Origin of the sequence: Cupriavidus campinensis (assembly GCF_905397395.1) — a bacterium.
GTDB lineage: Bacteria > Pseudomonadota > Gammaproteobacteria > Burkholderiales > Burkholderiaceae > Cupriavidus > Cupriavidus campinensis.
Window position 1 is genome coordinate 1 of sequence record NZ_CAJPVH010000073.1, and the last position, 21,536, is coordinate 21,536.

General features: G+C 69.1%; 19 protein-coding genes, 1 tRNA gene and 1 pseudogene. 10 read left to right on the forward strand and 11 right to left on the reverse strand.

Translation table 11 applies throughout. The annotated features are described in order from the left end of the window. The 8 genes and pseudogenes from KHO18_RS25340 to gloB form a co-directional block, all read right to left on the reverse strand. A pseudogene (locus KHO18_RS25340) lies at positions 1-214 on the reverse strand (acyl-CoA dehydrogenase family protein); the annotation flags it as partial. A 25-nt stretch (positions 215-239) separates the two neighbouring features. Continuing rightward, entirely contained in the window at positions 240-1,091 is an 852-nt protein-coding gene (locus KHO18_RS25345) for an enoyl-CoA hydratase family protein (RefSeq protein ID WP_144201780.1), read from the reverse strand. 40 nt (positions 1,092-1,131) lie between these two features. Further along, positions 1,132-1,932: an SDR family NAD(P)-dependent oxidoreductase gene (locus KHO18_RS25350; RefSeq protein WP_144201782.1), complete on the reverse strand. Its 801-nt coding sequence runs from the start codon at positions 1,930-1,932 to the stop codon at positions 1,132-1,134. Position 1,933: 1 nt separating this feature from the next. Further along, a complete protein-coding gene (locus KHO18_RS25355) occupies positions 1,934-4,303 on the reverse strand; it encodes a bifunctional salicylyl-CoA 5-hydroxylase/oxidoreductase (protein WP_211944102.1) in 2,370 nt (789 codons plus the stop codon). Between the two features lie 137 nt (positions 4,304-4,440). After that, positions 4,441-6,354 (reverse strand): propionate--CoA ligase, encoded by a 1,914-nt coding sequence (locus tag KHO18_RS25360; RefSeq protein ID WP_280527775.1) that lies wholly within the window; start codon positions 6,352-6,354, stop codon positions 4,441-4,443. Between the two features lie 102 nt (positions 6,355-6,456). Next, entirely contained in the window at positions 6,457-7,404 is a 948-nt protein-coding gene (locus KHO18_RS25365) for a glycerophosphodiester phosphodiesterase family protein (RefSeq protein WP_377731733.1), read from the reverse strand. 52 nt (positions 7,405-7,456) lie between these two features. Next, positions 7,457-9,160, reverse strand: a complete 1,704-nt coding sequence (locus KHO18_RS25370; RefSeq protein WP_144201788.1) for a transglycosylase SLT domain-containing protein — start codon at positions 9,158-9,160, stop codon at positions 7,457-7,459. A 187-nt stretch (positions 9,161-9,347) separates the two neighbouring features. Next, entirely contained in the window at positions 9,348-10,148 is an 801-nt protein-coding gene (gene gloB, locus KHO18_RS25375) for a hydroxyacylglutathione hydrolase (protein WP_144201790.1), read from the reverse strand. Between the two features lie 10 nt (positions 10,149-10,158). On the opposite strand from gloB, the gene KHO18_RS25380 reads away from it, so the two are divergent. From KHO18_RS25380 to KHO18_RS25400, 5 genes are all read left to right on the forward strand, one after another. Then, positions 10,159-10,953 (forward strand): class I SAM-dependent methyltransferase, encoded by a 795-nt coding sequence (locus KHO18_RS25380; protein WP_144201792.1) that lies wholly within the window; start codon positions 10,159-10,161, stop codon positions 10,951-10,953. A gap of 16 nt (positions 10,954-10,969) precedes the next feature. Continuing rightward, entirely contained in the window at positions 10,970-11,407 is a 438-nt protein-coding gene (rnhA, locus tag KHO18_RS25385; RefSeq protein ID WP_144201794.1) for a ribonuclease HI, read from the forward strand. An 80-nt stretch (positions 11,408-11,487) separates the two neighbouring features. After that, positions 11,488-12,213: a DNA polymerase III subunit epsilon gene (gene dnaQ, locus KHO18_RS25390; RefSeq protein WP_144201796.1), complete on the forward strand. Its 726-nt coding sequence runs from the start codon at positions 11,488-11,490 to the stop codon at positions 12,211-12,213. Positions 12,214-12,328: 115 nt separating this feature from the next. Beyond that, positions 12,329-12,403: transfer RNA gene (locus KHO18_RS25395), tRNA-Val, on the forward strand. A gap of 122 nt (positions 12,404-12,525) precedes the next feature. Next, positions 12,526-12,849, forward strand: a complete 324-nt coding sequence (locus KHO18_RS25400) for a YnfA family protein (protein ID WP_144201798.1) — start codon at positions 12,526-12,528, stop codon at positions 12,847-12,849. 7 nt (positions 12,850-12,856) lie between these two features. Here the strand turns inward: KHO18_RS25400 and KHO18_RS25405 are convergent, their stop codons facing one another. The 3 genes from KHO18_RS25405 to KHO18_RS25415 form a co-directional block, all read right to left on the reverse strand. Continuing rightward, positions 12,857-14,494 carry a rhodanese-related sulfurtransferase gene (locus tag KHO18_RS25405; RefSeq protein WP_211944103.1) on the reverse strand — a complete coding sequence of 546 codons (1,638 nt, stop codon included), beginning with the start codon at positions 14,492-14,494 and terminating at the stop codon, positions 12,857-12,859. Further along, complete coding sequence (locus KHO18_RS25410; RefSeq protein WP_144201802.1) at positions 14,491-15,123, reverse strand: cysteine dioxygenase family protein; 633 nt, start codon at positions 15,121-15,123, stop codon at positions 14,491-14,493. The genes KHO18_RS25405 and KHO18_RS25410 overlap by 4 nt, the downstream gene beginning before the upstream one ends. 142 nt (positions 15,124-15,265) lie before the next feature. Further along, complete coding sequence (locus KHO18_RS25415; protein WP_211944104.1) at positions 15,266-16,492, reverse strand: acyl-CoA dehydrogenase family protein; 1,227 nt, start codon at positions 16,490-16,492, stop codon at positions 15,266-15,268. Positions 16,493-16,693: 201 nt separating this feature from the next. On the opposite strand from KHO18_RS25415, the gene KHO18_RS25420 reads away from it, so the two are divergent. The 5 genes from KHO18_RS25420 to KHO18_RS25440 all read left to right on the forward strand — a co-directional run. Then, the gene (locus KHO18_RS25420; RefSeq protein WP_144201806.1) at positions 16,694-17,785 is read left to right on the forward strand and encodes an LLM class flavin-dependent oxidoreductase; all 1,092 of its coding nucleotides are present in this window, start codon (positions 16,694-16,696) and stop codon (positions 17,783-17,785) included. Positions 17,786-17,836: 51 nt separating this feature from the next. Beyond that, positions 17,837-18,871: an ABC transporter substrate-binding protein gene (locus tag KHO18_RS25425; protein WP_092289849.1), complete on the forward strand. Its 1,035-nt coding sequence runs from the start codon at positions 17,837-17,839 to the stop codon at positions 18,869-18,871. Between the two features lie 4 nt (positions 18,872-18,875). Then, entirely contained in the window at positions 18,876-19,928 is a 1,053-nt protein-coding gene (locus tag KHO18_RS25430) for an ABC transporter permease (RefSeq protein WP_144201809.1), read from the forward strand. Then, complete coding sequence (locus KHO18_RS25435) at positions 19,922-20,749, forward strand: ABC transporter ATP-binding protein (protein WP_144201811.1); 828 nt, start codon at positions 19,922-19,924, stop codon at positions 20,747-20,749. Before KHO18_RS25430 ends, KHO18_RS25435 begins: the two co-directional genes overlap by 7 nt. Next, on the forward strand, positions 20,749-21,536 hold a 788-nt coding region (locus tag KHO18_RS25440), incomplete at its 3' end, for a c-type cytochrome (RefSeq protein WP_211944105.1). The genes KHO18_RS25435 and KHO18_RS25440, both read left to right, overlap by 1 nt.

Below are 21,536 nucleotides of genomic sequence, written 5' to 3' on the forward strand. Positions count from 1 at the left end.
CCAGCGCCGGCAGCGCGCCGCCGTGGGCGGCCGGCACGCAGTAGCGCAGCCAGCCGGCGTCGCCCAGCTGCCGCACCAGCGCCCGGCAGGCGGCGTCCGTATCGGTGTGATCGACGTGAGCCAGCGCGGTGCGGCACCACGCGTCCAGGTCGCGCTCCAGCGCCCGGTGCGCATCGTCGAAAAACGGCAGGTCGAGGTAGGTCTTGTCGCTCATGGATGCTCCGTGGCCTCTATCCGCCTCAATCGCCCTCGAACACCGGCTTCTGCTTCGCCACGAAGGCGTCGTAGGCGCGGCGGAAGTCCTTCGTCTGCATGCAGATGGCCTGCGCCTCGGCCTCGGCCTCGATCGCCTCGTCCAGCCCCATGTTCCATTCCTGATGCAGCAGCTTCTTGGTCACGCCATGCGCGAAGGTCGGCCCCGCCGCGATCTGGGCGGCCAGCGCCTGGGCGGCGGCCAGCACGGCGTCCGGCGCGTGGAGCGCGTTGAAGAAACCCCATTGCTGGCCTTCCTCGGCGGTCATCGCGCGGCCCGTGTAGAGCAGCTCGCTCGCCCGGCCCTGCCCGATCACGCGCGGCAGCAGCGAGCACGCGCCCATGTCCGCGCCGGCCAGCCCCACGCGCACGAACAGGAAGGCCGTCTTCGCCTGCGAAGTGCCGAGCCGCAGGTCCGAGGCCAGCGCCATCATCGCCCCGGCCCCGGCACAGATGCCGTCGATGGCGCTGATCACCGGCTGCGGGCAGGCGCGCATCGCCTTGACCAGATCGCCGGTCATGCGGGTGAAATCGAGCAGTTCGGGCATGCTCATCTTGGTGAGGGGGCCGATGATCTCGTGCACATCGCCGCCCGAGCAGAAATTGCCGCCCGCGCCGGTCACCACCACGGTCTTGATGTCGGTGGCGTAGCAGAGGCCGCGGAACAGGTCGCGCAGTTCCGCGTAGGAATCGAAGGTCAGCGGGTTCTTGCGCTCGGGCCGGTTCAGCGTGATGGTGGCCACCTTGCCGTCGCCGGACACCGACCACAGGAAGTGCCGGGGCTGGTAATCGGCAAACGGGCGCTTGTGGTGATGCATGTGCAGTGCAATCTCGCTCATGGGTTGTCTCTCTCGCTTTCGCCTTCGAATTTGTTCGATGTCAGCCGGCCATGACTTCGCCGCCCGCCACGGGCACGGCCTGCCCCGTGATGGCGGAGGCCGACGGACGGCACAACCACGCCACGGCATCGGCCACCTCGTCCGGCTGTACCAGCCGGCGCTGCGGGTTGCGCGCGGCCAGCTCGGCCCGCGCCTGGTCTTCCGTGCGGCCGGTCTTGCCGACGATATTCGCCACCGCGTCGCGCACGATGTCGGTTTCGGTGTAGCCGGGGCAGACCGCGTTGACGGTGATGCCCTTGGCGGCCAGCTCCAGCGCCAGCGCCCGCGTGAGGCCGATCACGCCATGCTTGGCCGCGCAGTAGGCGCTGACGTAGCCGTAGCCGATCAGCCCTGCCGTGCTCGCCACGTTGACGATGCGCCCCCAGCCCGCGCCCAGCATTGCCGGCAGCGCGGCCTGCGTGCACAGGAAGGTGCCGGTCAGGTTGACGTCAAGCATGCGCTGCCACAGTGCGAGGTCGGTCTTGCCGAACGGTGCGCTGTGGGCCTGCCCGGCGTTGTTGACCAGCAGCGTGATGGGGCCGCGCGCTGAGGTGGCGGCGGCGAACGCCGCTTCCACGCTGGCGGGATCGGCGATGTCGGCACACACGGCACCTACCGAGGCGTCACCGAGCCGGTGCGCCTGCAGCGTGGTGACGGTGGCGTCGAGCGTGGCGGCATCGCGGCCCAGCAGCGTCACGCTGGCGCCTTCGCCCAGCAACTGGCGGGCGATGGCGGCCCCGATGCCGCGCCCGCCGCCGGTGACGAGCGCGTGCTTGCCAATCAAGGATGGGGATGGCGTCATGTCACTTCCCCGGCGGCACACCGGCCGCGCGTTCCAGATTGGTTTCGAGCTGGCGCTTGCCGGCCACGTACTGCTTCGGCCAGGTCACGTCGCGGAAGCCGAGCCGCGCGGCCTCGTGCAGCGTCCAGGCCGGATCGGCCAGATGCGGGCGGGCAATCGCGCACAGGTCGGCACGGCCCGCCGCGACAATGCTGTCCACATGGTCGGCCTCGAAGATGGCGCCGACGGCAATCGTCGGGATGCCAGCCTCGTTGCGGATGCGGTCCGCGAACGGCGTCTGGTACATCCGGCCATAGACGGGCGCCTGATCGGGGCTGACCTGCCCGGAAGAGCAGTCGATCATGTCCGCGCCGGCCGCCTTGAACGCGCGCGCGATGGCGACCGCGTCGTCGGCGGTAATGCCGCCCTCCACCCAGTCGTGCGCGGAAATCCGCACCGACATCGGCCGCTCCGCCGGCCAGACCGCGCGCACGGCGGTAAAGACTTCGAGCGGAAAGCGCAGCCGGTTCGCCAGCGTGCCGCCATAGGCATCGGTGCGCAGATTGGTCAGCGGCGAGATAAAGCTGGAGAGCAGGTAGCCGTGGGCGCAGTGCAGTTCCAGCCAGTCAAAGCCCGCTTCCGCCGCGCGGCGGGCGTTGGCCACGAAGTCATCGCGCACCTGCGCCATGTCGGCGGGGGTCATCTCGCGCGGCATCTGCGAGATGCCGGGCAGGTAGGGCAGCGGCGACGCCGAGATCAGCGGCCAGTTGCCCGCCGCCAGCGGGTAGTCCATCTTCTCCCAGCCCAGCTGGGTCGAGCCCTTGCGGCCCGCATGGCCCAGCTGGATGGCGATCATCGCGTCGCTGTTGGCGTGCACGAAATCGACGATCCGGCGCCACGCATCGCGCTGGGTGTCGTTCCACAGCCCGGGGCAGCCCGGCGTGATCCGCGCGTCCGGGGACACGCAGGTCATCTCGGCCACGACCATGCCCGCCCCGCCCAGCGCCCGCGCGCCCAGGTGCACGAGGTGGAAATCGCCCGGCACGCCATCGACCGACGAATACATCGCCATCGGGCTGACCACCACGCGGTTCTTGAGGGTGACGCCGCGCACGCGGTACGGCGTGAACATCGGCGGCAGGCCGTGTTGGGGATCGGCGGCGCGCAGGTGCAGCGTCTCGGGCGGCACGCCGGCCTGGGCGGCCAGCCATTGTTCGAAGTCCGCCACGTAGCCGGCATCGCGCACGCGCAGGTTCTCGTGGGAGATGCGCTGCGAGCGGGTGAGCAGCGAGTAGGCGAACTGCTCGGGCGCGAGGCTGTCCGCGTAGCGCTCCACGTTCTCGAACCATTCCGTGGAGTTGCGCGCGGCGTTCTGGATCTTGAGCACTTCCACGCTGCGGGTGGCCTCATAGTGCGTCAACGCCTCGGGCAGGCCGTCGATGCCGCCGTGCGCGCGCCCGATGGCGTTGGCGAGGTCGATGGCATCCTCCAGCGCCAGCTTGGTCCCCGAGCCGATCGAAAAATGTGCCGTATGCGCTGCATCGCCCATCAACACAACCGGCACCCGGCGCCCGTCGTCCAGCGTGTTCCAGTGCACCCAGCGGTGGCAGATCACGCGCGGGAAACGAATCCAGATGGCCGAGCCGCGCAGATGGGTGGCGTTGCTGATGAGCTTGTGACCGTCCAGATGGCGCGCAAACAGGCGCTCGCAGAAGGCCACGCCCTCCTCCTGGCTCATCTGCTCGATGCCGGCGGCGCGCCAGACGCGCTCGGGGGCCTCGACGATGAACGTGGATGTGGTGTCGTCAAAGCGGTACGCATGGGCCTGGAACCAGCCGTGCCCGGTCTTCTCGAAGGCGAACGTGAACGCGTCGAACAGCTTGTGCGTGCCGAGCCAGACGAAGCGGCACTGGCGGGTGTCGATATCCGGCGCGAAGGTCTCGGCGTAGCGCGTGCGGATGCGGCTGTTGATGCCATCGCACGCAATCACCAGGTCGGCCCCGTACTGGCGCGCCAGCGCCTGGTCATCGGCCACATCGGTCTCGAACACGAGCTGCACGCCCAGCGCCTCGCAGCGCGCCTGGAGGATGTTCAGCAGCCGCTTGCGGCCGATGCCGATAAAGCCGTGGCCGCCCGAGCGGATGGTGCGGCCGCCGATATGGATGTCGATGTCGTCCCAGTGGTTGAACGCGGCGTCGATCTCGCGCGCGCTCTCGGGGTCGGCCTGGCGCAGGTTTTCCAGCGTGGCGTCGGAGAACACCACGCCCCAGCCAAACGTGTCGTACGGCCGGTTGCGCTCCACCACCACCACCTCGTTGGCGGGGTCCTGCAGCTTCATCAGCAGCCCGAAATACAGGCCCGATGGGCCACCGCCTATGCAAAGCACGCGCATCGCTCGCCTCACTACATCATGGTTAAATATTTTATGCTTAAAATATTAGGCTGCAGGGGAAGTCGTGGCAAGCGAAATCTGCACGGCCGAGGAATGCTCCCGAGCCGCACCGACTTCGCCCCTATATATATAGGCAGTCAGCCCGCCATGGCGGTCTTGACCTGCTCAAGTGCTGTGGGGTCCTCAATTGTGGTCAGGTCGCCCGGGTCGCGGCCCTCCGCCACAGCCTGGATCGCCCGGCGCAGCAGCTTGCCGGAGCGCGTCTTGGGCAGCGCGTTGACGAAATAGACCCGCGCCGGCCGCGCCACCGCGCCCAGTTGCTGGTCCACCGTCTTCATCAGCTCGCCCTCCAGCGCCTGGCAGTCCGCCGGCGTGGCGGTGCGGGCCGCGTCGCGGGCGATGCAGAACGCCATCGCCACCTGCCCCTTGAGCGCGTCCTGCACGCCCACCACGGCCACCTCGGCCACGCCGGGGTGCGAGGACAGGCTTTCCTCGATCTCGCGCGTGCCCAGCCGGTGCCCCGCCACGTTGATCACATCGTCGGTGCGGCCGAGGATGAAGACATAGCCGTCCTCGTCGCGCACGCCCCAGTCGAAGGTCGAGTAGCACTGGCGGTTCGGCACGGCGGACCAATAGGTCTTGACGAAGCGTTCGTCATCGCCCCAGACCGTGCTCATGCAGCCCGGCGGCAGCGGATAGTCGATGGCCACCACGCCCTTCTGGTTCGGCGGGCATTCCTCGCCGGTAACCTCGTCCACGATGCGCAGGTCGTAGCCATAGGCCGGCACGCCGGGGGAACCGAGCTTGGGCGGCAGCGCCTCCACGCCGCGCTGGATGGCAATGATCGGCCAGCCGGATTCGGTCTGCCAGTAGTTGTCCACCACGGGCTTGCCGATGCCGTCCTGGATCCAGCGCGCGGTGGGCTCGTCCAACGGCTCGCCGGCCAGGAACAGCAGCCGCAGGCTGGACAGGTCGTGGCGCCGCAGCAGCGCCGGGTCCTGCTTCTTGAGCACGCGGATCGCCGTCGGCGCGCTGAACATGATGTTCACGCCGTACTGCGCCACGATCTGCCAGAGGATGCCGCCATCGGGCCGGATCGGCGTGCCTTCGTACATGACCGTGGCCATGCCCGCCAGCAGCGGCGCGTAGACGATATAGCTGTGCCCCACCACCCAGCCGATGTCCGACGCCGTGAACATCGTGTCGCCGGGCTTGCCGCAGAAGATGTACTCCATCGACGTGGCCAAGGCCACCGCATAGCCACCGGTATCGCGCTGCACGCCCTTCGGCTTGCCGGTGGTGCCGGAGGTGTAGAGCACGTACGAAGGCTCGCTCGACTCCAGCCAGGCGCAGGGCACCACCTGCCCGGCCACGCGCTCGCGCCAGGCGGCGTAGTCCTCGTCGCGGCCAGCGGTGACCGGCATGTCCGCGAGGCCACGGTTGACCAGCAACACCTTGTCGGGATGATGGCCGGCAAGGCGGATCGCTTCGTCCAGCAGCGGCTTGTAAGGCACGACCTTGCCCGCGCGGGAGCCTGCGTCGGCGCTCACGATCACGCTCGGCTTGGCATCGTCGATGCGCGCAGCAAGGCTCACCGAGGCAAACCCGCCGAAGACCACCGAATGCACGGCGCCGATGCGGGCGCAGGCCAGCATGGCGAACATCGCCTCGGGAATCATCGGCATGTACACCAGCACGCGGTCGCCCTTGCGCACGCCAAGCCCCTGGAGGATGGCGGCCATGCGCTGCACCTCGTCATGAAGCTGGGCGTAGGTGTAGACGCGCTGCTGGTCCGTCTCGGTGGACACGTAGATCAGCGCGCGCTGGTCGGCGCGGTCCGCCAGATGGCGGTCGATGGCGTTGTGGCAGAGGTTGGTACGCCCGCCGACGAACCAGCGCGCGAAGGGCGGCCGGCTGTCATCGAGCACGGTCTCGAAGGGTGTCTCCCAGTCGATCCGCTTCGCCTGTTCCGCCCAGAACCCCGCCGGGTCGGACAGCGATCGCGCATGCAGGGCACGGCTTGCCGTCATGGTGTGTCTCCTCCGCCTGATCCGGCGTGTCTTTGGTCCAGGCCAGTGTGCCAGCGCGTGGGGCGCCGGTCTATCGGTGGAACTATCGGGAACTGGCGGAAATTATGGGGAACTGGCGTGGAACTACCGGGACCCGCCGTGGGCGCGCAGCGGGGCCATCTGGCGCGGGGAATCGACCATCACGGCGTCCATGCCAAGGCGGACCGCTTCGTCGAAAGTGGCGGCATCGTTGACGCCAAATGCCACCATCCGGGCACCTGCGCCCTGGCGGAAGCAGGCTACCGAGCGGGCCGTCCACAGTGCCGCGCGCGCCGGCGAGCCGGCCTTGCCCATCGTGAAGGACTCCACAACCTCCACATTGCGGCGCATTTCGAACCCGGCCCAGGTGCCGGGTGCCTGCGGCGGGTCGCACCGGTCCGCCAGCGCCACGTTCACCAGCCGGCCGCGCGTGGCATCGCGCGACTCGAACACGCGGGCTTCCGGCCACGCCGCGAACGCCTGCTGGTAGGCCGCATCGGTCGAATACAGGGTCACGCGGCCCCACGCGCCCTGCTCGGCCAGCACCGCCGCCACGGCGGCTGCCTGGGGCGCTGCCGGCACGGCCTTCATGTCGAGGATGACCGGCACGGCGGGTGGAATGGCCGCGAGCGCCTCCGCCAGGGTGGGCAGCGGCTCGGGATGGGTTCGATAGGGTTGGGTGCCGGAAGCCGGGTCGGTGTACCGCCAGCCCGCATTGAGCCGCCGAAGGGCTTCGAGCGGCGTGTCGGCCACGGTGCCCTGCCCGTCTGTCAGCGCGGAAAGATCGGCCGGACGATAGAGCACCGGCACGCCGTCCCGGCTCAACTGGACCGACAGCCAGATCATGTCCACGCCGTGGGATAGCGCCGACCGGATTGCCGCGAGGGTGTTTTCCGGCGCATCGGCGGTGCCGCCACGGTGGGCGATGATCCAGGGCCGCTGCGGGCCGGCCACCGGCCCCGCCGACGGGCAGGCCGCCAGCAGGCTGGCGGCGGCGAGCACCGCCGCCGTCCGGCACGTTGAAACTTTCAGGAAATTGGGAGTAAAGCTCACAAAACGCCTCCGTCGGAGAAGTGGGGGCGGCAGGTAGTCTCCCGGTCTGGTCCTAGTGGACCTTGCTCTTGCTGGCGCTCGCCTTGGGGGCCGGCGACGCCTTGGTCTCGCGCACGACCTTGGCCGAGGCGGCCTTGGACGCCGGCTTGGCCGCACCCTTGCGCGGGGTGGCTTCCACCACCACACGCTTGCGCGGCTCCGCCTTCTCGGCTCTTTCCGCCTTGGCGGACTTGCTGACGGTACGGCCCCTGGGCTCTGGCTTGCCACGCGTGGCGGCACGCGCCGGCGTGTCGTCATCGTCGTCACGCGCCGCGCGGGCGGCGGCCGGCGAGTTGGGCCGGACCATCAGCACAAGGCTCTGGCCCGCCACGAGCTTGCTGCCCGACAGCTTGTTCCACGACTGCACCTGGCGCGGCGAGACGCCGTAGCGGCGCGCCACCGACACCACCGTGTCGCGCCGGCTGGCCCGCACGACGATGCGCTTGGCGTCCGGTACATCTGGCTCCACGGACAGCATCGCCGTGTCCACCAGCGAGGCGCTGATGTCCTGGTCATGCCGCTCGGAGCGCGGAATCATCACCGTCGAGCCCGCCTTCAGGCGCATGCCCTTGGGAATGCGGTTGATCTCGCGCAGCGTATCCGCATCGACATTGAGCCGCGCCGCCAGCGCTTCCACGCGCTCGCGGCTGTCCACGGTCACCGCCGTCCAGCTCGACAGCCCGCCCCGGTACGTATTGAGGTTGTACTGGAAGCGCTCGGCGTTATCGAACGGCAGCAGGATCTGCGGATTGGCCGCGCCGAGGATCACCGGGCGGTTGAACGAGGGGTTCAGCGCCTTGAACTCGTCCAGCGGCATGTTGGCGAGCTTGGCGGCCAGCGCCACGTCGATGTCCCGCGAGGTGGTCACCGTGACGAAGTACGGGTGATCGGGGATCTCGGGCAGCTTCACGCCGTACGCGGCCGGGTTGGCGATGATGTTCTTCACCGCCTGGAGCTTGGGCACGTAGTAGCGCGTCTCGTTCGGCATGGTCAGGCTGGCGTAGTCCGTAGGCAGCCCGCGCGCCTGGTTGCGGGCGATGGCCCGCGAGACGGCGCCCTCGCCCCAGTTGTACGCGGCCAGGGCCAGGTGCCAGTCGCCGAACATGTCGTACAGGCGCGAGAGGTAGTCGAGCGCGGCATCCGTGGAGGCCAGCACATCGCGCCGCTCGTCGCGGAACATGTTCTGCTTGAGGTTGTAGGACTTGCCCGTGCTCGGGATGAACTGCCACATGCCGGCCGCCTTGGCCGTGGATTCCGCCTGCGGATTGAACGCGCTCTCCACGAACGGCAGCAGGGCCAGCTCCGTGGGCATCTTGCGCCGCTCCAGCTCTTCCACGATGTGGTACAGGTAGCGGCTCGACCGCCCCACCATCCGCTCCATATAGTCAGGGCGTGCCGCGTACCACTGGGTGCGGTCATCGACCAGCGTGCCCTCGAGGTCCTGCATGGCAAAGCCACGGCGGATGCGGTCCCAGATATCGTTCGACGGGCCGCGCAGCCAGTCGAGGCTGACCTGGTCCACATTGACCACGGTGGTGCTGCCGAGCGTGCCGGCGCGTCCGGTGCTGTTGAGCGTGTTGAGCGGGTCCTTGGGCGGACCGGATTCGAGGGCGGTCGTCGTGCCGGCCATCTCGCCGGCGGGCGGGGTGGGCGTGCTGGCGCAGGCTGCAACCAGCGCCGCACACGCAACTACCGCCAGAAATCGACCAAATTGCATGAATTTCTCTGAAGTGACGCCAAAAAAGGTGGCCCGATCCTATGGAAAAGCCCCGTTGGCGTCAATGAGATTTTCCCGCGAGCGGCCGATCAACCGGCCTGTTTCGGACAAATTCGATGTCCTCTTCGATGTCCTCCCCGATGTCTTCCCAGCGCCGGCCCGGGGTCAGCGGAAGCCCTGCGCCCGCTCAGCGGAAGTTGTCCTTCCAGCCGCGCAGCGCGCCAAAAGCCGCCGCGTCGGTACTTGTATCGGCGCCCTGGGCGGCCACCGCCCGGCGCACCTGCGGCTCGCGCGAGCGCAGGAAGGGATTGACCGCGCGCTCGTGCGCCACGGTGGTTGGCACGGTGGGCGTGCCGGCCTCGCGCAGCGCGTCCACGCGGGCCGCCCAGGCGGCGAGGTCCGCATTGGCCGGCTCCACGGCCTGCGCAAAGCGCACATTGCTGCGCGTGTACTCGTGGGCGCAGTAGACGCGGGTGTCGCCCGGCAGCGCGGCCAGTTTGTCCAGCGAGGCCAGCATCTGCGCCGGCGTGCCCTCGAACAGCCGCCCGCAGCCGCTGGCGAACAGGGTGTCGCCACAGAACACCACCGGGCCGGCGCCGGGCAGGTCGCCCGCATAGGCCACATGGCCGGCGGTATGCCCGGGCACGTCGATCACGCGGAAGGCGGCGGCCGGATGGCGCAGCGTCACCGTGTCGCCCTCGCGCACCGCCTGGGTGCGGTGGCCGATACGTTCGCCGGCCGGGCCAACCACCGGCACGGGGGCGCCGTCGGGCCCCTCGGGATGGGCCGCCAGCAGGTCCGCCACCCCGCCCTGGTGATCGCCATGGTGATGGGTGATTACAATAGCGCCCAGTGCCAGCCCGCGCTCGGCCAGAAACCGCGCCACGGGCGCGGCCTCGCCGGGGTCGACGATGGCGGCGCTATGCCCGTCATGGATCGCCCAGATATAGTTGTCCTGGAATGCGGGGATTGACTCCACTTTCAACATGAGTGCTCCTATGTCCAACCGACCGATTATAGATTGGGAAGAATGGCTCGCCTCGCCGCCCGGCCAGTACGTGCTGGAATGGGAGTCGCGCCAGTACGACCAGGTCGTGGCGGACATCTTCGGCTATCACGCCGTGCAGATGGGCCTGCCCGCCATTGACACCCTGCGCGAGAACCGCATGCCGTTCTCGGCACTGGCGCTGGACGGCCGCGCCGGCCCCCATGGCCCGCGCGACGCCCATCCGGATGCCCGCCAACTGCTGTGCCGCTTCGACGAACTGCCGTTCGACACCCAGAGCATCGATCTCGTCACCCTGCCGCACATCCTGGAATTCTCCGAAGACCCGCACGAAGTGCTGCGCGAGGTCTCCCGCGTGCTGATGCCCGAAGGCCGCATCGTGGTGACCTGCTTCAACCCGATGAGCCTGTGGGGCGCCCGCCAGGGCCTGAACCGGCTCGGCGCCCTGCCCTTCCTGCCCAGCGACGCCCAGACCATGGGTTTCGTCCGCATCAAGGACTGGCTCAAGCTGCTCGGGTTCGATATCATTCGCGGCCGCTTTGGCTGCTACTGCCCGCCCTACCGCACCGAGCGCTGGCTGCAACGCAGCGCGTTCATGGAGAAGGCCGGCGACCGCTGGTGGCCCATCTTCGGCGCCGTCTACATGATCTCGGCGGTCAAGCGGGTGAAGAACATCCGACTCGTCGGCCCGGCCTGGAAAAATCCGAAATCCGCGCTGACGCCAGTCTCCGCCCCGGTGGCCACGCCCACCGGCACGCACGGCAAGACGCCGCGCGACCCTCGCTGAACCCATCGACCACGCCATGCAAGAAGTTACGATTTACTCCGACGGCGCCTGCAAGGGCAACCCCGGCCCCGGCGGCTGGGGCGCCGTGCTCGTCGCGGGCACCCATGAGAAAGAACTGTTCGGCGGCGAGAACCCGACCACCAACAACCGCATGGAGCTGATGGCCGTGATCGAGGCGCTGCGCTCCCTGAAGCGTCCGTGCGTGGTCCAGGTCTATACGGACTCGCAATACGTCCAGAAAGGCATCAGCGAGTGGATCACCGGCTGGAAGGCGCGCGGCTGGAAGACGGCCGACAAGAAGCCGGTGAAGAACGCCGACCTGTGGCAGCAACTCGACGAAGCGCGCCAGCCGCACACCATCTCCTGGCACTGGGTGCGCGGCCACAACGGCCACCCGGGCAACGAGCGGGCCGACGCGCTGGCGAATCGCGGCGTGGCGTCCATCGCCGTGTAACCGCCCCCCCGCTGCCCGTCCTCGTCTCCTGCCTCGTCTCCTGCCTCGTCTCCTGCCTCGCCTCCGTTAAAATGCCCGCCATGCGACAGATCGTTCTCGACACCGAAACCACCGGCCTGAACCACGCCACCGGCGATCGCCTGATCGAAATTGGCTGCGTGGAACTGGTGAACCGGCGCCTGACCGGCCGCCACCTGCACTACTACATCAACCCCGAGCGCGATATCCACGAGGACGCCATCGCCGTCCACGGCATTACGCTCGATTTCCTGGCCGACAAGCCGAAATTCGCCGAAGTGGTCCACGACATCCGCGAATTCGTGCAGGACGCCGAGCTGATCATCCACAACGCGGCGTTCGACCTGGGATTCCTGGACATGGAATTCCAGCGACTGGGCCACCAGCCCTTCCGCACGCACGCCGCCAACGTGATCGATACGCTGCGCGAAGCGCGCCAGATGTTCCCGGGCAAGCGGAATTCGCTCGACGCACTGTGCGACCGCCTCGGCATCAGCAACGCCCACCGCACCCTGCACGGCGCCTTGCTCGATGCGGAACTGCTCGCCGAGGTCTACCTGGCCATGACGCGCGGCCAGAACTCGCTGGTCATCGACATGCTGGATGCCGGCAGCCACGGCGCCGGCGCCCAGGCCGCGGCAGACCTCTCCGCCCTGACCCTGCCTGTGCTGCTGGCTACCGACGACGAAGTCACCGCCCACATGGGCGTGCTGAAGGAACTCGACAAGGCCAGCGGCGGCAAGACCGTCTGGCAGGAACCGGCCGAAGCGACGCCGACGCTGCAGTAATCGCGAACTTTCTCGCGCAAAGCCGAAAAAAGGGCTTTACAAGATACTGCGACATCTGCATAATCTCGTTTCTCCACTGCACGACGTCACGCAACAACGACGCCGACGCAGCAAGGGGTGGTTAGCTCAGCGGTAGAGCACTGCCTTCACACGGCAGGGGTCACAGGTTCAATCCCTGTACCACCCACCAGAATACGGTGACCAAAGAGGATCTGAGGCGAAAGCCCAGGTCCTTTTTGCTTTGGGGCGCCGCCGAAGTTGACGCACGGGGCCCTCTGGCACAATCCCGCCATCCTGTCTGCTTCCCACCCCATGCTCCGCCTCACCCTCCTCTTCGCCATCACCGCCGTTGCCGAAATCGTCGGTTGCTATCTGCCGTGGCTGGTGCTCAAGCAGGGCAAAAGCATGCTGCTGCTAATCCCCGCCGCAATTTCCCTCGCCCTGTTTGCCTGGCTGCTAACCCTCCACCCCACCGCCGCCGGGCGCACGTATGCCGCCTATGGCGGCATGTATATCGTCGTGGCGCTGGTGTGGTTGCGGGTGGTGGATGGTGTGCGGCTGACTGGCTGGGATCTGGCCGGCGCGGTGGTGTGCCTTGCCGGCATGGCGTTGATTGCGTTGCAGCCACGGGCTTAGGGCGCCCTTACGCCACCTCGAAGAAGTGCGTGCCGTCGCGGTCAAGTTGGGCGATGAGGCCGAATTCCCAGTCGAGGTAGGCCTGCATGGCGGCCGATGCGTTGTCGGTGCCTTCGTACGGGCGGCGGTAGCGGTCGGTTCTGGGCACGGCGAGGCGGGTTTCGCCGGATTCCAGCGGCAGGCCGGCGTCGATCCATGCCGTGGTGCCGCCTTCCAGCACCAATACCTGTGCCGATTTCAGCCGCTTCAGGTCCGCCGCCGCAAAGCGGGCGAGCTGGCTGGTGCCGCAGGTCAGCACATAGCGTTTTGCCGAAGGAATCGCCGCCAGCGCCTGCGCCAGTTGGGCGCGGATGACGAACCAGGCGCCTGGGATATGGCGCTTCACGTAATTGGCGCTGGCCGTCACGTCGAGCACGGCGATGTCGCCCTCGCCTGCCTGATCTAGCCATTTCGCGAGTTCGGCCGGCGAGACGGATTCAACAGCCTCCGCCTCGGGCACCGGCGCCGCCGGCGTGCCGCGTTCGCTGCGGGCGGCCTCGCCCGCCGGCTCCACCACGAATACCTCCCAGCCCATCTGCGCCAGCCACGAAGCGGTCATGTCGGCGCGCACGCCGTGGTCGTCATCAGCCAGCACGATCCGCGCGCCGCGCACCGGGACGCTATGGTCGGTTTCCTGCACCAGTTGGCCGCCCGGCGCGCTGGCGAAGCCCGGCAGGTGGCCATCGGCATATTCCTCGGGTGTGCGGACATCGAAGCGGTACAGCGTCCGCCCCGGCTGGGCCAGCGTCGCCACGGCGTGGTGGGCAATCCGTTGCACGCCGGCCTTGTCGGCAATCGTCCGGGCGCCGCTACGGGCTTGCGCGCGGTTGGCGGCGTCCACCGCCACCGGCGCGCGCCGGCTGGCGCCATGGTCGAGGGTCTGCCCCGCCAGGGTCCAGCCGATGGTGCCGTTGCGCAACGCGGCCACCGGGTTCGGGAGGCCGGCATTGATCAAGGATTGCGTGCCGATGATGCTGCGCGTACGGCCTGCGCAGTTCACGATGACCCGCGTCTGCGGGTCCGGCGCCAGCTCCCGCACGCGCAGCACCAGTTCCGCGCCGGGCAGGCTGGTGGCCGTGGGAATGCTCATAGTCTGGTATTCGTCGAAGCGGCGCGCGTCCACGATAACCACGTCGGCCTGTTCGTCGATGAGCGCCTGCACTTCCCGCGCGGCCAGCGACGGCGTATGGCGCTTCGCCTCCACCAGCTCGCCGAACGACTTGCTCGGCACGTTCACGTCGCGGAATACCTCGCCGCCAGCGGCGATCCAGGCTGCCAGCCCGCCGTCGAGCCGCGACACATCCGTGTAGCCCAACCCGTGCAGCACCGCCGCCGCGCGCGGCGCCAGATCCTCGCCCGCGTGCTCCCCATAGACCACGATCCGCGTATCGCGGCGCGGAATCCGCCGCCACGCTTCCAGTTCGAGCTTCGAGAGCGGGAAGTTGGCCGCCCAGAGCGGATGCTGCTGGGCGTAGGGGTCTTCCTCGCGCACGTCGATCAGCGCGATCTCGGTGCGGTCGAGCAGCGCCTGCCGCACGGCCAGGCTGGAGACGGTGGGAAACACGGGGGAAATCACGGAAGGCAACACGGAAGGCAAAGCGGTCATGGCGAAACGGGTTCCTTGGATCGATCCCAGGGATTGGGCAGGGTGGAGTTGGAATAGCCGGAGATGAACGGCTTGCGCCCGCCCGCCTCCGGGTAGACGTGCCGCCGCACCGCGCCGATATTGGCGCCATACACGTGGATGCTGATGGAGACGCGGTCCTCATACGCGTTGTGCACGCGGTGGATGTCCCCCACCGTGGGCGACACCGCCTCCACATGGCCCGGCTCCAGCCGCGTGGCCGCGCCGTGCGGCTGCGGGCGCCCTTCGGCATCGATCTGGTACGGCTGTGAGTATTCGGCCCCGCGCAGCATGCCGATCAGCCCCCAGACCGTATGGTCGTGGATGGGCGTGCGCTGCCCCGGCCCCCAGACAAAGCTGACGATCGAGAATCGCTCGGCGGAATCGCAATGCAGCAGCACCTGCTGGTAATACTCGGGGTGTGGCTGGGCGAAGGCGTCGGGCAGCCAGTCGTCGCGGGCCACCAGCGTGGCGAGCAGCGCGCCGCCTTCGGCCAGGATGCGGGGTTCGTCGGGCTGCTGGTCCAGCAGCCCCGAAAAACCGGTGATGAACTCGCGCAGCGGCGTGAGCGTACGCGCTGGGTGCGCGGGGGGTGTCTGGGTGTCGTGCATCCCGTGTCTCCTCGATGGTCCGCCTGATGATCTGATTCGGTGGGCCGTCTGTGGATGGTGAGTCTGTGAACGGTGACGATCGCTGCGGCCCTGTCTCGAACAGCGGCCTTAAACATAGCACGAAGCCGCCGTCCGAGCTGGGTCAGCCGGCCAGCGCCGTACGGCCGGCGGCGGTCAGGATGGCGTCGTTCTGCGGCGTGTGGATGCGGCTGCAAAGCACATCGCGATAGTGCCGTTCCAGCGGGTTGCTCCGGCTCAGGCCGTGATTGCCCGACAGCTGCAACGCCAGCTCCACCGCCCGGATCGCGTTGCCGGTGACGGTGTACTTCAGCAGCCCGCTGTCCGCCGCCGAGGCCGGCGTGCCGGCATCGGCCTGTGCAGCGGCATCGTCAAGCAGCACCTGGTTGGTACGCAGCAGCGCGGCAATCTCGCCGATGGTCTCCTGCACGCGCGGCAGGGTGGCGAGCGGCGCACCCAGGCTGCCCGGCGCGCGGTCCTGCACGAAGCTGCGGATCCAGTCGAAGCCGGCCCGCGCCACGGCGTCGTAGAGCGTGCCGAGCAGGCCCACCATCCACGCCTGCTGGTCGGCATTGGCGTCCACGTCGGCCTGGCTGGCCCCGGCTGGCGCCCAGGCCTCGGGCCGGCGGATGTCCACCGCATGGTCGAGCGGAATCCACACGTCCTCGAACACGGTTTCATGGCTGCCGGACGCGCGCAGGCCAAGGTGGTTCCAGCTCTCCACCACGCGGATGCCCGGCGTGCCGGCCGATGCCGATGACTTCGGCACCAGAAAAATGCCCACGCGCGGCTCCGGCTCGTGCGTGCGGCCCCACACGGCCAGCCAGCGCAGCGCCGGAATGCCGGTGGTGTAGAGCTTGTGGCCGTGAATGCACCAGCGGTCGCCGACGCGCGTGGCCACGGTGCCCGGCAGGCCGCCGCGCGCCGGAGAGCCAAGTTCCGGCTCCACGCGCAGCGAGTTGATCAGCGCGCCCTCCTCTACCGCGCTGGCGAAGACCTCCCGGCGCACCGCCTCGGGCCAGCGCGAGTCGGCCCGGCCGATGGCGCGATGCTGGAGGTAGGTCATGGTCAGGACCAGCGCCGTGGCCGGGTCGCCGGCCGCCACGGCCGCGATGATCCGGCGCGCTTCCGCCAGCCCCGCCCCGCCACCGCCGTAGTCGCGCGGCACCACCTGGGCAATCAGGCCATGTTCGTGCAGCAGGTCGAAGTTCGCGTGCGGGAAGCTGCCGTCGGCGTCATGGCGCGCGGCGGTGGCGCCCAGCCGGGCGGTCAGCGTGGCCAGCAAATCGGCCAGCCGGGGCTCGCTGGCGGGCAGGCGGCGCAGGGTGGTACGCGGGGAAGTCGAAGCCATGATGGGGGGTCTCGGGAGAACATCGTGCGATGAGTGCCGCATAGCGTACCGCGCGCCCGCCGCGCCGATAACGACGCATATCGCATATCGAGCGACGGTTTCTGCCGCATATCGAGCCGCGTTTTTATTCGTTGGGGGCCACCGCCCGCCGGGCGTACTTTGCTCGTCATTCCTGACACCACCCGCAAGGAGGCCCGTGCAATGAGCGTCGATTTCATCGGCATGATCCAGAGCCAGAAGCAGTCCGAGATCCACCCGCCCTCGGACCCCGTGATCGACCGCGACTATGTGCGCGCGTTCGCCCAGGCCCATGAGCAGGCCGGCTTTGACCGCATCCTGGTGCCCCACCACTCCACCGGCCCTTCGGCCACGCTGACGATTGCCTACGCGGCGGCCGTGACCGAGCGCATCCACTTCATGCTGGCGCACCGCCCCGGCTTCACGGCGCCGACGCTGGCGGCACGCCAGATCGCCACGCTCGACCAGTTCAGCGGTGGCCGGCTGGGGGTGCACTTCATCTCGGGCGGCTCCGATAGCGAGCAGGCGCGCGACGGCGATTTCCTCGACCACGACCAGCGCTACGCGCGCACGGACGAGTACCTGGGCATCCTGCGGCGCATCTGGGCCGAGGACAAGCCGTTCGACCATGACGGCGAGTTCTACCGCTTCGCGCAGGGCTTCTCGGAGGTCAAGCCGGCCCAGAAACCGCATGTGCCGATCTACTTCGGCGGCGCGTCAGAGGCGGCGCTGGCCGTGGCCGGCAAGCATGCCGATGTCTACGCGCTGTGGGGCGAATCGCTCGACCAGGTGCGCGAGCTGACCACCCGCGTGCGGGCGGAAGCCGCCAGGCACGGGCGCGAGGTGCGCTTCTCGGTGTCGTTCCGCCCGGTGCTGGCCGAGACCGAGGAAAAGGCGTGGGCGCGTGCCGACAGCATCCTCGAACGGACCCGCGCGCTGCGCGTGCAGGCCGGCTACAGCCGGGGGGGCCCGCAACAGAGCGAAGGCGCGCGCCGCCTGCTGGCCGCCGCCGAACAGGGCGACCGCGTGGACCAGCGCCTGTGGACCGCCATCGCCCGCGAAACCGGCGGCCGCTCCAACTCCACCGGGCTGGTCGGCACGCCCGAACAGGTGGCGGAGGCGCTGCTGGCCTACTACGACATCGGCGTCACCACCTTCCTGATCCGCGGCTTCGACCCGCTGGAGGACGCCATCGACTACGGCCGCGAGCTGATTCCGCGCGTGCGGGAAGAGGTGGCGCGCCGCGAGGCGGAAGCCAGCCGCAAGGCCGCCTGAGGCGGCCTGCGCCTGCGCCCAACAACAACGAAAACGGGGAGTTCCAACACCATGAGCCAATCCAACGAATCGAATCCGCCCAACCTGCCGCAACCCAACACACGCCGGCGCGGCGTGCTGCGGCTGGCCGGCAGCGCCGCCCTCGCCGCCCCGGCGCTGATCCTGGGCCGCCAGGCGTGGTCGGCGCCGCGCAAGCTCACCTTCGCGTGGAACCAGAACTCGTTCTGCCTGACGCCGATCGTGGTGGCGCAGGAGCGCGGCTTCTTCGAGAAGAACGGCCTGCAGGTAGACCTGATCAACTACAGCGGCTCCACGGACCAGCTGCTGGAATCGATTGCCACCGGCAAGGCCGATGCGGCGGTGGGCATGATCCACCGCTGGCTCAAGCCGCTGGAAGCCGGCTTCGACGTCAAGATCATCGGCAGTTCCCACGGCGGCTGCGTGCGGCTGGTGGGCGCCAAGGCGGCGGGCGTGACCAACCTCCAGGCGCTCAAGGGCAAGACCGTGGGCGTGAGCGATCTCGCCGCGCCGGGCAAGCACTTCTTCACGATCCTGCTGGCCAAGAACGGCATCGACCCGGACCGCGACATCACCTGGCGCCAGTACCCCGCCGACCTGCTCGGCGTGGCCGTGGACAAGGGCGAGATCCAGGCGATTGCCGATGGCGACCCCAACCTCTACCTGCTGGAGAAACGCACCAATGGCGCCTACGTGGAGCTGGCCACCAACCTGACCGGCGAGTACGCGCGCAAGGTCTGCTGCGTGGTGGGCGCCCGGGGCGATCTGGTCCGTAACGACAAGCCGGCCGCCGCCGCGCTGGCGCGGTCCATCGTGCAGGCCACGGATTTCGTCAACGAGAACCCGAACGAGGCCGCGAAGATCTTCGCCAAGTATTCGCCCAAGATCAGCCCGGACGACCTGCGCAAGCTCTACGCCACGCTGACCTACACCCACCACCCCACCGGTGTGGACCTGCAGGAGGAAATCGCCTTCTATGCCGACGATTTCCGCAAGATCGGCGTGCTGAAGAAGTCCACCGACGCGAAGCGGCTGGCGCAGCACGTCTACGCCAACGTACTGGGATGATGCGATGACCACCACGAGTCCATCCACGCTCGACACCCGGCATGCCTCGCTCACCGCCAACGCGCCCCGGCAGGCCGCCGTGGCCCGGCCGGGCCGCCTCTGGCCAACTGGCCTGCTCGCCGCGCTGGCCTGGGCCGCGTTCGGCGCCATTACCTGGCGCTGGCCGAACAAGGTGGCGGGCTTCTCCGACTGGGCCTATACGGAAGAACTCGGCATCGCGGCGCTGGTGGCCGCCGCCGCGCTGGCTGGATTGGCGCTGGCGGGAGCGAGCCTCCCGCCGCTGCACCGCACGCTGGCCACCCTGCGCCCCACCGGACCGTGGCTGGTGGCGCTGCCGCTCGGCTTCCTCGGCTGGGAAATCCTCACCGCCAAGACCGCGCTGCTGCCCACCCCGTTCTTCGCGCCGCCGCAGGCGCTGATCGAAGTCTATGTGGACGACTGGCGCCGCCTGGGCGACAGCGTCCTCAACACCATCCGCCTGCTGGGGCTGGGCGTGGCCTATGGCGGCGTGGCGGGCTTCCTGATTGGCGTGTCGATCGGCTGGTCGCGGCGCCTCGGCTACTGGGTGCACCCGGTGCTGCGCGTGCTGGGGCCGCTGCCCTCCACCGCCCTGCTGCCGCTGACCTTCTACTTTTTCCCGTCGAGCTACTCGGCCGCCGTGTTCCTGATTGCGCTGGCCACCGCGTTCCCCGTGGCGGTGCTCACGTGGTCCGGCGTGGCGAGCGTCAACAAGAGCTATTACGACGTGGCGCGCACGCTGGGCGCCTCCGGCTGGTTCCTGGTGCTGCGCGTGGCGATTCCGGCCGCGCTGCCGCAGGTGTTCGTCGGCCTGTTCATGGGGCTGGGCGCGTCGTTCTCGGTGCTGGTGACGGCCGAGATGATGGGCGTAAAGTCCGGGCTGGGCTGGTACCTGACCTGGGCCCAGGGCTGGGCCTCGTACGTGAACATGTACGCGGCGCTGATCGTGATGGCGTTGCTGTTCTCGGGCGTCATCACGCTGTTGTTCGCCGTGCGCGACCGCGCGCTGTCTTGGCAGAAAGGAACCGTCAAATGGTAGCCGTGCTGGAACGTGAACCCTTGCCGGCGTCGACAACGACGTCGGCCCCGTCGGCCGAAGCCAGCGCCGGGGCCCGCATCGACATCCGCAACGTCAGCCATGACTTTGGCGATGCCGGCCAGCGCCTGCCCGTGCTCGACGGCGTGAACCTGAGCGTGGCGCCCGGCGAGTTCGTGGCGCTGCTGGGGCCGAGCGGCTGCGGCAAGTCCACGCTGCTGCGGCTGGTGGCAGGGCTGGACGCGCCCACGTCCGGCCAGATCCTGCAGGACGGCACGCCGATCACCGAGCCCGATCCGTCGCGCATCGTGGTCTTCCAGGACCCCACGCTCTTCCCGTGGCGCCGCGTGCGTGACAACGTGGCGCTCGGCCTCCAGGCGCGCGGCATCGCCCGGCAGGAGGCCCATCGCGTGGACGAGGCGCTGCGCCGCGTGGGGCTGGAAGCCTTCGACCGCGCCTTTCCGCACCAGCTCTCCGGCGGCATGGCGCAGCGCGTCGCGCTGGCCCGGGCCCTGGTCAACGACCCGCGCCTGCTTGTGCTCGATGAACCGCTCGGCAAGCTGGACTCCCTCACGCGGCTGACCATGCAGAGCGATCTCGTCGAACTGTGGCAGCGCGCGCGGTTCTCGGCCCTGCTGGTCACGCACGATGTGGAGGAGGCGCTGTTCCTGGCCCAGCGCGTGATCGTCTTCAGCCAGCGGCCGGCGCGCATCACGGCGGAAATCGTGGTGGACCTGCCCTATCCGCGCCATCGCGGCGATCCGCGCCTGACCGCGCTGCGCCATGAGGCGCTGCGTCATCTGGGGCTGGATGCCAGCTGGTGATGGGTGCTTCGGTCTGGCCAGATGCGGTCTGGCTCAACAACCTGCTGGCGGTGCTGCAGGCGGCGCAGCTTGCGCTGCTGCGGCTCTGCCACGCACTGGGCCTGACGGGCGATAGTCACGGCCAGCCGGCGTGGCCGTGGGCGCGGCGCATTGCCGGCGAGACGCTGCTGATCGACCCCGGGCTGGCCCGGCAACTGGCGTGGAGCATCGGGGCGATGGCATTCGCGCTGCTCGCGCTGGTGTTGGCGCTGGCATGGCGACGGGGCCAGCTGGCCTCGTTCGGCGCCGGCGCGCTCGCCCTGATTCTTGCCCCTTGGCCGACCCCGGGCCTCGTCCTCAGCCCCGCCGCGCCCACCAGCTTCCATGTCAGCCCTACCCGCTTCGCCGTGGCGTCCATCGCACGGGGTGAGCGGGTCTACACCCAGCACTGCGCAGCCTGCCATGGCGACGATGGCCGGGGCGAAGGGCCGCTGGCGGCGTCGCTGTCACGCTGGCCGCCCACGCTGGCCGGCCCCCTGCTGGGCCGTCGCGCCGATGGCGAGCTGTTCTGGCACGTCGTGGCCGGCATGCGGGGCCGTGACGGCCAGCCGACCATGCCCGCGTTCGGCACAACACTGGGCGACGCGGACGTCTGGGCCGTGATCGACTATATGAAAGCGCTCTCCGCCGGCACCGGCGCGCGCCTGCAGGGCACATGGCCCACGCCGCTGGCCCTGCCGGACCTGCCCGTGCAATGCGCCGGCGCGGCGCCGCGCCCGCTGGCCGACTGGCGCGGCACGCAGCGGGT